The sequence below is a fragment of the Shewanella oneidensis MR-1 genome, assembly GCF_000146165.2.
GTDB lineage: Bacteria > Pseudomonadota > Gammaproteobacteria > Enterobacterales > Shewanellaceae > Shewanella > Shewanella oneidensis.
In genome coordinates, this window is sequence record NC_004347.2 from 2,253,471 (window position 1) to 2,266,715 (window position 13,245).

5 protein-coding genes are annotated in these 13,245 nt (G+C 50.1%); all 5 read right to left on the reverse strand.

Annotated features, from left to right (window positions below):
- Nucleotides 1-44 precede the first annotated feature (44 nt).
- The 5 genes from recD to SO_RS09895 all read right to left on the reverse strand — a co-directional run bounded on the left by recD (nucleotide 45) and on the right by SO_RS09895 (nucleotide 13,215).
- Complete coding sequence (recD, locus tag SO_RS09875) at nucleotides 45-2,216, reverse strand: exodeoxyribonuclease V subunit alpha (RefSeq protein WP_011072200.1); 2,172 nt, start codon at nucleotides 2,214-2,216, stop codon at nucleotides 45-47.
- The gene (gene recB, locus SO_RS09880) at nucleotides 2,213-6,013 is read right to left on the reverse strand and encodes an exodeoxyribonuclease V subunit beta (protein ID WP_011072201.1); all 3,801 of its coding nucleotides are present in this window, start codon (nucleotides 6,011-6,013) and stop codon (nucleotides 2,213-2,215) included. The genes recD and recB overlap by 4 nt, the downstream gene beginning before the upstream one ends.
- Nucleotides 6,010-9,822: an exodeoxyribonuclease V subunit gamma gene (gene recC, locus SO_RS09885; RefSeq protein WP_011072202.1), complete on the reverse strand. Its 3,813-nt coding sequence runs from the start codon at nucleotides 9,820-9,822 to the stop codon at nucleotides 6,010-6,012. Before recC ends, recB begins: the two co-directional genes overlap by 4 nt.
- Before the next feature lie 109 nt (nucleotides 9,823-9,931).
- Entirely contained in the window at nucleotides 9,932-12,103 is a 2,172-nt protein-coding gene (locus SO_RS09890; RefSeq protein ID WP_164925867.1) for a transglutaminase TgpA family protein, read from the reverse strand.
- 23 nt (nucleotides 12,104-12,126) lie between these two features.
- Nucleotides 12,127-13,215, reverse strand: a complete 1,089-nt coding sequence (locus tag SO_RS09895; protein WP_011072204.1) for a DUF58 domain-containing protein — start codon at nucleotides 13,213-13,215, stop codon at nucleotides 12,127-12,129.
- Nucleotides 13,216-13,245 lie beyond the last annotated feature (30 nt).

Here is a 13,245-nt window from a genome sequence, read left to right on the forward strand (position 1 = left end):
CGTTACTCCTTTAGTGTGTGCTTTCCTTTATATTCTTCAGTGAATTAGCTATTGACTGCTGCTGTATGGCTCAGCGATTGATCGCCCCACAGCCTGTCGGCTAATCCCGAGGCGCGTTGGGTAGCTTGCAGGCTTGCGCGTTCAAAAACCTGCTGAGTGCCTAGGCAACTAAAGTGTTGTTTTGCACGGGTAATTGCGGTGTAGATCAGCTCTTTTGTTAATAATTGCCACTGAACTAGGCTCGGTGCAGGCGGGAGCACTAAGGCGACTCGATTAAATTCACTGCCTTGGCTTTTATGCACCGTCATGGCGTAACAGGTTTCGTGGCTAGGTAGCCTTGCGGGTAACACTTTAAGCAGTTTGCCATCAGCTTTAATAAAGTGGGCCATCAGGCGGTCAGCTCTCTCTTCATCCTGCAAAATCAAGCCAATATCGCCGTTAAACAGGCCTAAGTTATAGTCGTTACTTTGGATGATAATGGGGCGCCCGAGGTAAAACTCCTGCTGAGGCTGAATAAGTTTGGCCTGCGCTAATGCCTTAGTCACCGCAAGATTAATCCCTTCGACACCATAATCGCCGGTTCGCATGGCGCACAAAATGCGATATTGATTAAATTTGGCAATCGCCTCCATGGCGCTTGGCGGGCAAAATGGCTCACTCGTATGTATTGGAGTGGCGTGCGTTGGCTGTAACAGGCGTAAATAGTCACCGTATTGCTCACAGGCCTGTGCAAGTAGCGCTTTAAGTCCGGTATTGTTGCTAGGTTCACTGATTTTTGCTTGGGTTTGGCTGTGATCTACGCTGTGTTCTAACCAGGTTAATTCAGCAAGCCCGCTTTGCCAAACGGATAAAATACCTGCGAGATCGGCGCGGTTGACTGCGCTGGCCAGCAAGCCAATCCCGGCATCGCCTTTAAATCGATGGCTGTGGGTTAGCATACACAGGCTATCGCCAATTTTAGGCTCACTGTGGATAAAGTGGCTTAAATTAAAGCCCGTGAGCGCGGTTAATTGCTCGGCCTGTGCTTGGCTATAACGCATTTTCCACTCGGTATGTTGAGTCGAGGCTTGCTTAAGTCCGGCGCAAATATCGGCAAGTACGGCGCCTGCCTCAACTGAAGCGAGTTGATCCTGATCCCCAAGCAATATCAAGCCTGCGTGTTCCGGCAATGCGCTGAGCAGCTTGTACATCATAGGCAAATCGACCATGGAGGCTTCATCCACAATCAAAAGATCGAGCCGTAATGGGTTACCTTGATGATGGCGAAAATGCGCTGAATTGGGAATGACACCCAGCAGGCGATGTAAGGTTGATGCCTCCTCGGGGATACGACTCAGTGCGGTTAATAACACTTGGTTTTCTTGAGGGTTTTCCTTGCTCGCTTGTTGAAGCTCTTGCTCGAGCCTCGCTTTAGAAGCCTTAATGGATTCACTTAAACGGGCGGCCGCTTTGCCCGTCGGGGCGACAAGTCTTATTTGCTTTGGTGTACCTAATTGTTGTAACAACAGCAATTTAGTCACCGTAGTGGTTTTACCTGTACCGGGGCCACCCGTTATCACCGCCAGCTTGTTACCGAGCGCCGTTGCAGTGGCGACCTTTTGCCAATCGATGTTCGCTTCAACGGTGTGGGCTGCGCTTGGAAATAAGCAATCCAGTTGCCTGCGTAGCTGTAAAAGTGATTGATTATCCGATGCTAAAGGCTGCGATGGCGTTAACGAAAGCGCCGCCGCTGATAACCTTGTTAAGGCGCTGGCAACTTGGGTTTCAAAATGATGATAACGCTCAAGATAGAGTCTACCATCCTCAAAAATCAGTGGTTTATTGCTATTTGGTGCTCCAATGGCGTCAAAGTGTTGCAGTGCGTCAATCAGTTCAGTAAGGCTTAAACGGATTTGACAGCGGTTTATCGGCTCTGCCATCGGATTGGTTGGCACTATATATTCGAGCACTAGACAAGTATGTTGGGCCGACAGTTGCTGACTCAACAGGGCGCACAGCAGCATAAACAGTGGCTCTTGGGCGTCATTGGGGTGAAGACGGGCCATCTCGAGGGCAAAATGGCGATCGAGAGCGGTGATAAGCCGCTCTTTCTCCCAATATTTGAGCAACTCAGTCAGTGGTGCTTTAAGTCTCAGCGCGCCTGCATTGTACCAATTGGCGGCAAGGGCAGTGGCGTTATTCATGTCGGCGCTGTTCGTATCGGTGCTGTGGTTCATGCCATCGCTCCCGTATTTTGTTGACTCATATGGCTTTCATCTTGACTGCGGTTAAATAGCGCATCTAAGGCGAGAATGAGCGCCTTAGGTGGCTTATCGTAGTAAACCCCAAAGCCGGGATACTGAACCGACATTCCCCGTAAAAATAAGTAATAACAGCCGCCGATATGGATATCGTAGTCATAGTTTGGCAGTCGCATCGCCAAATAACGATGCAGGGCGAGGGAGTAGAGAATGTATTGCAAATCGTACCTATGATCGCTAATCGCCTGCTTAAGCGCTCCATAATGGTAAGCCTGAATCGTGTCGCCTAAATGGTTTGATTTGTAGTCGGCGATATAAAACTTACCTTGATATTCAAAGGTTAAGTCGATAAAGCCCTTGAGCATACCCTGTAATTCATCGAAATGTAGCGCAGTATCGTAACCAAATTGCCCGAGGAGTTGATTAAGCTCAGCATCTTTTAATCGATTTAAAGGCAGGTAAAACTCCATCTCCACTAAGGTGTGTTGTGGCACGAGCGCTGCTAGACATAGCTCGGGATTGATGAGCTGATTATCCTGCGCCATTAATGCCAGCGGTGCCTGCAATATTTCCATATACCAGTCTTGCAATACAGTTTGCCACTCGGGGGCGATGCCATATTGCAGCATGGCTTTAGGTAACTCACGCGGTAAATCGATTTTGGCCTGAGTAAAATCAATTAACTCAAGCACTAAGTGCATAAAACTCCCCGCATTGGCGCCGCGCTCAAAACTAAAGCGATTGAGTAGTGGTAGCTGCGGTACATCAGCGCTATCTTGCCATGAGGATTCACTTAGGCTATTGGCGGGTTCTGCGCCAAATACCGCGCTAACTTCATCATCGGCGCCCGGGCTGGCTTTGGCGTGGGGCGCATTTTTGACTAAGCCAGAATAACTGCCTACTCGCCATGGGGTGCGATACTGACGGGTGACATTACGGGCATTTAAGGTGTGGGATTGCGTTTCACCCGTGTGCAGCTTGTTATCAGCAATGTTGTCAGCAACGCATTCCACGCTGATCGCTTGCGCATTCGACTCTACACCATTAAGCAGCGCCTGCGCTGCACTGTGCAGACGTGCAAAATCACAGCCGGCATCGGTTACTCCTAAAAGATAACCGATAGCGGTTTCATGCAGTTGGCTTTTGATCCCGGCTTTTAACATGCGGCTATGGTTAGCGATGTACAAATAACACAGGTACACAGGGCGGGTGAGTGCCACATAAAGTAGGCGAAGATCTTCGGCTAAGGTTTCTTGCTTTGCCTGCTCCCAGCCTTCGTCTGTGCCTTCAATATCCCATACCAGCTCCTGCGCTCCATCCGCATCAGTTCTGTGATAGAGCATGGGTGTCGGGCGGCGGCGATTATCCCGTGCAAGGCTAACAAAGGGGATAAAACACACTGGGTATTCCAGCCCTTTACTTTTATGAATAGTCACGATTTGCACCAGATTTTGCTCACTCTCAAGGCGCAGCTGCTGCTCATCTGTCCCTGTATTATCAATAAGTTGTTGCTCATACCAATTGAGTAGGGCACTGATGCCATCAATCTCAGTGGCCTTTTGCTGCAACAGCTCGGCTAAGTGGCGAAAATCTGTTAGTCGCCTCTCGCCATTACTCGCCTCATCGGGCTCTTCGCTATCTTGGTCGGCAGTGGCTGTAACGCTGGGTGTTTGCAGTAGGCGTGCCACCATGTGGGTGGCGTTGGCTAAGCTCAGCAGCGCTGGCATAATGCCGCGTTTTTGCCAGATCTGATGTAGCGCAAAAAACTGTTCGAGCAGCATTTGGCGCTGCTCTTCATCTTGGTTAAAGGCATGAATTTGCTCTGCGCTATAGCCAAGTAGCGCGGTGGCGAGAGCGCTGCGCAGGGCGCGCTCATCCTTGGGACTGGCCAATGCGCGCAAAATGAGCGCCATTTCCCGCGCTTCAACGGTATCAAATACGCTGTCGCGGCTTAAAAAGACCGCGCCAATTTGGCGCTTGCTCAGCGCGGTTTTCATCACGGCCGCTTCGTTTCTATCGCGCACTAAAATGGCGATATCTTTAGCAATTAATGGCCCTTTTGGCGTATGGCATTGGCCATTGGCGGCCTCCGTGAGTAAACGGGTAATCTCGGCGGCGGTATCTTCGGCCAATGTTTGTCTGGCGCTGGCTTTATTCAGCCCCGTTTCGCCCTCGCGTAACAGTTTTAACCGCAGAGCGGCACTATTGGCTGTACTTTCGACTAACTGTTTTGCCGCCGCACTGGCGGGTGTTTTTACCCTGTCAAAGGGAATCGATTGGCTAATAAAAGGATTGGGATGCTGGGCAAATAGATGATTGACTCCTGCCACCAGATTACGACTCGAGCGATAGTTAGTGTCGAGAAAATAGTGCGCTTGGGTTTGCCTGCGCGCCTCAATATAAGTGTAAATATCGGCGCCGCGGAAAGCATAAATCGCCTGTTTGGGGTCACCAATCATCAGCAGGCTTAATTTGCTATCCGTGCGAGCCTTGGGTTCGACAGCTGTCGAATTTTGCGCTTTAACCCCCAAACGGGTTTGATAAATCCACGAGAAAATCGCAAATTGCAAAGGATCGGTATCTTGGAATTCATCGATTAAGGCCACAGGGAAGCGACTTGCCACCGCTTTAGGCAAAGTATCAGGATTGGCCAGCATCGCAGCAGCTAAGGTGGTAAGCAAATCATCCGGTGTTAGCACATTTTTAAGCTGTTTTTGCTTAGCAAACCGCTCGCTGATCCCTTGCTTAGCACTGAATAAAAACGCGGGTTTAATGGCGTTAATCAGCGTGGCTAATTGCTCCATATGGTCAAGCAGTGGCGCCTCGCTCACGCTTGGGAGTACACCGCCTTTATTGAGCTTAAGTTCTGAGAGTGACAAGGCCTCAAGCACTTTTAGCGGCGGTAAGCCATGACCAAAGGCGATAAAGTTGTCCAGTTGGTCGAACATTTCCGCCAGTTTGGGGTAATTGTCGCTCGCTTTACCAAAGCGCTGGCCATTAAGCGGCAGGCTATGAAGTAACGCTAACAGCGCGTCGCGGCCACGCGGCCAGGCGAGTTTAAAGCGCTGCACACTCTGGCTTAAGGATTCTGCCAAACGAGCAAAGGGCTGCACGGGTTTAAGCGGTTTTGCTTCACTAGCACCGAGCAAGGCCCGAAGCTGCTTGACTAAGCCATCGGGATCGCCAAATTCGCTGGCAATAATCTGGGCTAAATATTCCGGCAGCGGATAGCAGGCTTCACGCCAAAAGTCGCGCACTGCATGGTGCAAAAACTCGCTGTCGTCTAAGGTAAAATCTGACTCGAACAGTAAAGAGGATTCGAAGGCGAGATCGGCTAAGATCCGTTGGCAAAAACCGTGAATAGTAAAAATGGCCGCTTCGTCGAGGGATTTGAGCGCCAAGTCGAAGCGTCTTAGGGCGATGGCGCGCTCAGATTCTGGGGTTTTATCGTACAACGCCTGTACAAAGGGATCGTTAATTTCGAGCCCCAAGAAACACTTAAAAGCCACTTGTATACGGCGGCGGATCCTGTCCCTTAATTCCTCTGTGGCGGCATTGGTGAAGGTTACTACCAGAATTTGTTCGCAACTCAGTGGTTCGCTTAAGCCATCCCCAAGCAGTAGTCGCAGATACAAGCCCGAAATCGTATAGGTTTTACCTGTGCCCGCACTGGCCTCTATCAATCGGCTACCACCAAATGGCAGGGTGAGCGGATCTAACGGCAGCGCCTGTGATGTAGTAGGAAGTATCATATTGTTTGATGGTGCACTCATTGCTGCGCTCCCTCTGATGTTGCGGTTTGTGGTTCAGCATTGAGCACAAACTCCTCAAGTTGGGCGAGGGTGTCTTTATGGTACAAGCTCAGCATGGGTCGATAGATCTCGTCGGCCAGTTTGCCAAAATTTGCTTCGGTAAAATCCTGCGGAAACCGAAACAGCCGCTGGTAATGGGGATCGGTGCCTTCGCCAAGTTCACCTTGTTCGTCCAGCCATTCGCTTTGCGCCGCCTCGAGCCGCACACTGTGTTGGCTATCGTATTGACCATCAAGTTGACTGGTTTCATCCTCATTGATCTCTGCACTGGCGTAGGCAAGGGAGGTTTTGGGCATAAAACACAGCGGATGCAACTGTCCCTGATAAAAATGTTGTAACAAATGAACCAGTCGATCATGGGCCTGCTTTGGCGCAATGGGCGAGAGGGCGTGAAAATGCCCCATATCGAGTAGATAGCTAGGTTGTAGATAGCTGGGCTGCTGATCGCTAGGCTGAGTCAGTCCTGCGGCCATTAAACATAAATGGCGCAGATACAGCGCTAAAATATCCCGCCCATGGGCACTGCCAGGGCGACAACTGACCAAGCCTTTTGGACTGATATCATCAATGCGACCTTCAAGGAGCACGCGCTTTACCGACACCTTAGTCGTTGCAGCAACGTGAGATAGAGGTAACTCAAAGGCGAGCCGAATATCCGCATGGCGCGGAGCTACATCGCCGCGCATAAATAAGGTTCTGCCAATCAATGGTGCGATATCGTGGCTATATTGGCGCAGCAGCAGATCATCAAAGGGCTGCATGGGTAAATTACCACTGGCTTTTAAGCGTTGTAATAGTTCGCTACTGGGCTGCGCCTGTCCTTGTTCAAGAGCGCCTTGTTCGAGAGCTCCTTGCTCGAGCGCATCATCGAGCAACCTTGCCTGTAACAGATAACGCTCAAGCGCATTGAGGCTGAAGGGTTCATCATTATCATCCGCTTGAATATTCAGGTTTAAATCAACCTTTAATGTGCGATTAAAGAAATATTGCGCGGGATGACGAAAGAATCGGATAAAAGCGGAGATATCGACATGCTCTTCTTCACTTAGTGGCTCAATATTTTGTTGAATATCACTATCCCCAATCGTGTCATCTTCGAGCACGATCTGCGTGTTGGCATCAATAAAACGACGCTGGATTGACTGCGTGCTGATGTCCGGTGGGCACCATTGCTGGCTGTAACTTTGTTTTATCGCCTGCGCTTGCGGCTCTGTTGACTGATACAGTTTAGGATCAAAAGGTTGTAGCGGCTGGTGGCTTATGATGGTCTCAAGCAAGGCCTGTTGGGCGGCTTCATTACCCACGGCTGGAGTTTCTGCTGTAAGCGATTCTGGCACATAACACAGCTGGCAATATTCAATCAGCTCGGAGACTAGCATCGAGGGAATGCGCTCCGAGTTATCCCGCTCACTGCGGCCAATATAGCTGATGTAAAGCTGTTCCCGTGCCGAGAGTAGTGCTTCTAAAAACAAGTACCTATCGTCTAATCTGCGGGAGCGATCGCCTTTGCGAGCACCAAAATGTGCCATCAGATCAAAGCCCACAGGATGTTGCATGCGCGGATATATGCCATCATTCATGCCGAGTAGGCACACCACCTTAAACGGAATCGAGCGCATCGGCATTAAGGTACAAAAATTTACACTGCCCGCTAGATAACGCTGGCCAACCCGTGACTCGGTTAAGCGCTGATTAAACCATTGTGCGAGTACTTCGATGCTTAAGTTCAAGGCGTTTGAGTGTAAGCCGCTTTGGTCTAAAAAATAGGGGTTAACGTCGTATGCCGCTGTATAGCTGTCAGCAGGGCTGGCGGCCTGTAACTCTTGCTCTAAGGTGGCAATGGCGTCGCGGACTTCCTGTAACTGCTCACGCTCATCCTCATCGGGGGCGTAAAAAGCATTTAACAGTTGAGTCAGTTCAAATAAACGCTGGCAAGGCGCTTGAGGCTGGGCTAATTGCAGCGTGGTTTCATCGAGGACTTCAATAAAGTTCAACAGTTTGCCAAGGGCCTGTGCCGATTGGCCTTCTACCCCTGAAACCACTAAATAGCTTGGCGCCTGTGGGCTTGCTTGATACAAGGGTGCATCGTTCCTTAAGGCATAGCCCAAGATTAACCGTTTGATACCAAAGGCCCAGGAGTTTTGCTCAAAGGCGGGCACACCCTGTTTAACACGGCTTTGCTCATCGCGCCCCCAACGCACACCGGCTTCATCTAACCAACGGCGGATCAGTGGTAGCTCGTCTTCTTCGAGTTGAAAACGCCGTAAAATCGCTGGCACTTCTAGAATGCTTAAAATATCGGTCAGTCCGAAGCGACTCTGATTAATATTGAGTAAATTCAAAAAGCTATTAATGAGTGGCGATTCCTGCGCCGCGCCGCGGTCGGCAATGGCGTAGGGGATATATTCGAGCCCTTGTTTGGCGGCAAACACCGCATCAATATAGGGCGCGTAGGCGGCGACATCCGGCATCATTACCACAATATCTTTGGGCGTGAGTTGGTTGTCACGATCCAGCAGGTCGAGTAAATGATCGTGTAAGGTTTCGACTTCGCGCAGCGGGCTGTGACAGCTCTTGATTTGAATCGAATCATCGACGCGTTTTAGTCGTCTGCGGTTTGTCACCGCTTGATATAGCTCGGCATCAGGCCCGAGTACGCGATCGAGGGTTTGCATTTCTAAGATATCGTATTGCACCCCCGCCAGCATGCTAGCGTTGCAATCCGGATCGTTAGGATCGCCGCAGGGCTCGCAGTACACATCGTCGCCAAAATCGCAGTGTTCAGGTGGGAGTTCGAGCAGCATATCGAGTAATTCACGGCCCATTTTGCCATTGTTGGCAAGCAGCGGATTGCCGACCTCGAGTTTATCTTCCCATTGCTCGGCCAATTGGCGTTTGCCAGCATATTGCAGCGCCATTCGCGCTCGATGCCGAGGATCGATAATATCGCCCCAATAATGCTGGCATGGGCTGAGGTTAAGGATGATGACATCAATTCGGGCCGCGAGCTGGTGGAGCACGTCTATGGTTTGTGGGGCCATAGACGAAATGCCAAACACAAATAAACGCTCAGGCAATTTGGCGAGGGAATGGGTGCTATCAGCCAGCGCGGCAATTAAATCCTGATGTAAATTGGCCCTGTGGTAATGGCTTTGACGCAGTTCGTCACGGTTGAAGGCAATCAGCGCCCGCCAAAGAATAGGTTGCCAGCGTTGTTCCTCATTTAATTTGAGTGCATCGAGTGGTTCATTGGCTTCCCATGCGGCAATCCAGTCGGGGCGGTAAACTAAATATTGGTCGAAGATATCGGCGATGCGACCGCAGAGCTGATAAAGCTTAATATTATCGGCGGCGATTGAGTTTGACGCTTCAAGTTGATTATTTTTTGTGGTCGAGTCGGGGCTGCTTGACTCAATATGACCTAAATAATGCCGCAGCGGCCCAAAGGATTCCTCCTCAAGTAGGCGAGGCAGTAGTTGCATTAATTTCCAGGTCATTGCCGCTTTAGTAAAGGCGTTTTCCTTGGGGACATTGGGCAGTAAATCGTGACACAGTTGCCAAATGAAACTGGATGGCAAAGGGAACTCAAGCGCGGCGGCAATGCCATTTTGTTTTGCAATCTCAAGGCGTAACCAAGTCGACATCCCAGGGCTTTGCACCAAAATATGCTCGCTTTGCAATAAACAGCCACCGGGCAACGGTTGGCGCAAATACGCAGCGAGATGGGCACAGAGCACTTCCATTTGGTTGGATTGGATTAACTTCAGCATATTCGACTCACGATTTGGGATTGCTGTTATGCATAGCAAAGTGGCTTGGCAATTCTATGTGTTTGATTTATAAGATTCAACAATCTTGTCCGCCCGCGGTCTATCCTATCTATTTTAACTGTTTGCTTGGGCCAAATAGCAGCCAGTTGAGGGCTTTGGCCGCGGCATTAAAGCGCTTTAGCGCCACTTGATAGTCGTTATCCGCAAGGTTTTGGTATTTCAGTGCGACGTAGCTTTGGGTGAACGTGTCAAACTCACGACAAAACTGAGGGGATTGCTGCTGGTGTGTGTCAATAAGCTGCGCTGCAAAGGCGTTCGGGCCTAAGTGGGCTGGGCGGGCGATGCCAAATTTACTGAGTCGCTGGCAAATGCGTTGGTACTTAGCGCTGATGGGATCTTGTTCCCTTTTAAAGCGAAATAGCCCCACGCTGTAGGCGATATAGAGGCCAATAAGCCCAATACACACACTCATAAACATCGCGACTTTGGCCTTAGTGACATCCCCTAAAATACCGCTTAGCACTTTGTTTTGCCGTTCTTGATTAAAACCGAGCACCCATAAGCTCCAGTAATAATCAACGCTAGCAAAGCGTTGCCTCAACTCATTGAGCCAAGGCATAGATTTAAATCGTAAACTGCTAAAAGGGCTTTCTTGCAGGTAACTTTGCTCAGGGGAAAACTCGGCATCAAAGCCTTGCTCAATCCGATTAGGTGCTACCATGGCGGTCGGATCAAAACGCACCCAGCCTTCATTTTCGAGCCACACCTCGGCCCAAGCGTGGGCCATGTATTGATACACGCTGAGGTAATCGGCCTGTGGGTTGTATTCGCCTCCTTGATAGCCTGTCACCATCCGTGCCGGAATGCCGCTGGCGCGCGCCATAAAAATGAAGGCAGAGGCATAGTGGGCGCAAAACCCTGCTTTGTTTTCAAACAGAAAGTCATCGACTTGCTGCCGTCCAATCGGTGGGGGCGTGAGGGTATAGAAGAACGGCTGTTGATTAAAATAGCCCATCATGGCCCAAAGTCGCTTATGGGGTTCTGGGTATTTAGCCTTAAATTCATCGGCGAGTTGGCGCGCTCGGGGATTGCTGTCCGCTGGCAGATTGAGGTTTATTTGTCGCTGTTTGGCACTTAAGGTGAGATCCATTTTCGCCTGTGGCCACGAACTGGCATTGTAGCCCATTCGTTGATCGACATTACGCAGCGCATAGAGCCGATAGTCGGGCAAATTCACCAGCTTATCATCTTGGCTGTAGGCCACATCAAGGCCAAATAGCCAAGGTTGATGACTGGGTTCGGCAATCACTTGGTAACGGTAAACCCTTGGTTGGCTATTGCTGGTACTGTTTTGTGTTTTTGGCGTTAACGAGGGCAACTGCCGCGCAGGATCTGGCCTTGAGGGCGGAAAGAAAAACGCATCCTTTTGAATTTGTTTGATACCCGCATCTTGGCGCCATGTTAAGCCGTCATAATCTTCCAGCACTAGGGCGCGCCAGTAGAGTTCGGCTTGGGTAGGGCTGGCATCGGTAAAACTCACCCTAAATGCCAAGGCCGATGAGCGAGTGAGTTTACTGATATCGCCCACGGCAAGGGAGTCCGACAGCCCGGTTTGGGCTTCCTTCATATTGGGCACAAGCCAAAGCGGTGCAAAACGGGGCAGTACCAAAAAAAGTAATAACGCTAAGGGCATACTTTGCAGCAATAATTTAGCGCCAATCCATGCCGTGTGTTGCCAGCGATGTTGGCTTTGGTAGAGGGTGACCAATACGCAGGTATTGATAATCGTGACGCCAATAAGGTGCACGGTATTGAGCATGGATTGGTGGTCAATAAAGGTGAGGGCAATTAGAAAATAGCCGACAATCACGACGGCCCTTACATCCCTAACACTTCGCATCTCAATGTATTTTAATGCATAACCTAAAATGAGCAGGTTGACTAAGGCGTTTAATAGCCCAATTGTGCCCGAGACCAGTGCCAGCGTGATTGCCGCGCCGACAGCAAGGCTTGTGACAAGATAACGGGGAGGTTTAGCGACTTTGCCGACATAGATACCAATGCGCCACAGCAAGCAAATGGCGCAGATCCCAAGGGTCCAAGGGGTGGTTTTATCAAATAATGGGCTGAGCACCGCTAAATTGGTGAGCAGTAGCCAAAACAGGGTTTGGCGACTGATATTATCCCCAGTTTGAGGTCCATTAGCGCGATAGGCATTTAGCTGAGCTGCACTCGCCTTGGGTGAATTAAGAGGCTGTTGATCTGCACTTTCCGTGGTCATTGCACTGGTCATTGATTTGAGGCTCATAGGCGATCCTCAACATCTGAGGCTGTTTGAGTGCTATGCCTGTGGGGAGGAATATTTGGCTTATGACTAAACCCATGATTGACAGAGGATTTATCGCTTTTATCTGGGGTTTGGGTATGTGCTCCGTAGAGCGCCAGCGCCCGTTGGCAGGCGATTCGGTGCGAGTTACCGAGGGCGGGCGCAAGAATAATATCTTCCCCATCAGGCTGTTGCAGCCAAAGGCCAAAATATTGCTCAAGCTGACTTAAGCGGTTCACCTGCCAGCTTAATTGGCTGAGCTGCTGTTCGAGGTGCGTAGGATCAGGGGCTAATTTTAACCATACCGGATCACCTTGAGGCTGTTCAAACTCCTTAGTTAACATGCCACGCCCTTGGGCCCATTGCTTCCATGCCACTTGCTTTAATGACTCACCGAGCACATGGGGTTTAAGGCCTTTATATTCATCAATGCCAGCAATATATTTGCCTGCCCGCTCAAGCGGTTCGTCCTGTCCGGATTCCGTTGCGGCTTCAAGTTGTAAGGGGCTTTCAAGCGGCTGGGCATAGACAATATGGGCGTTATCAAGGTCGATATGCGACCAAGCACGGCAGAGTCCTAAAGGGTAGGTGGATTCAATCTTCAGCCGTCTAGCGGAGACTATTCCACGCTGTTGATTTGCAAACGACACTAGCGCTTGCTCGTCCTGCGTGCCAACGTGTTTGACTAAATAACCTAAATTATTCGGATAATTTAGGCTGATATGATGACTGCTGTGGTTTGAGTTAAGCAAAATAGGAAAAGTGATCGTCTCGCCCGCATACACCTCCGGCGGCGTGAGTGCCCGTAGTCGCAGTCCAGCCAAGTTTTTGTAACTATAGAGAATGCAGGTATTGAATAAGCTGAGCAGCAAAATACTCAGGCCAATCACCAGATTGTTCTGATAGTTAGTACCAAACAAGTACAGTAGCAATACCAGACCCAGCCAAACAAACCCAAAGCCACTGGGCAGAATAAAGATACTGCGATGGCTTAAGGTGAACTCAGAACTGGGCGGCATGCGCCTTGCCAACCAGCGCTGCCAAAAAGCAGAAAACACGCGTTTCACACTGTCCTCATCTTCTTTTCAATATTCACA

What these genes read in the sequence shown, in the direction of transcription:
- SO_RS09890 (WP_164925867.1), bottom strand. Translation starts at nt 12,103, where the DNA reads ATGACCACGGAAAGTGCAGATCAACAGCCTCTTAATTCACCCAAGGCG.
- recC (WP_011072202.1), bottom strand. Translation starts at nt 9,822, where the DNA reads ATGCTGAAGTTAATCCAATCCAACCAAATGGAAGTGCTCTGTGCCCAT.
- recD (WP_011072200.1), bottom strand. Translation starts at nt 2,216, where the DNA reads ATGAACCACAGCACCGATACGAACAGCGCCGACATGAATAACGCCACT.
- recB (WP_011072201.1), bottom strand. Translation starts at nt 6,013, where the DNA reads ATGAGTGCACCATCAAACAATATGATACTTCCTACTACATCACAGGCG.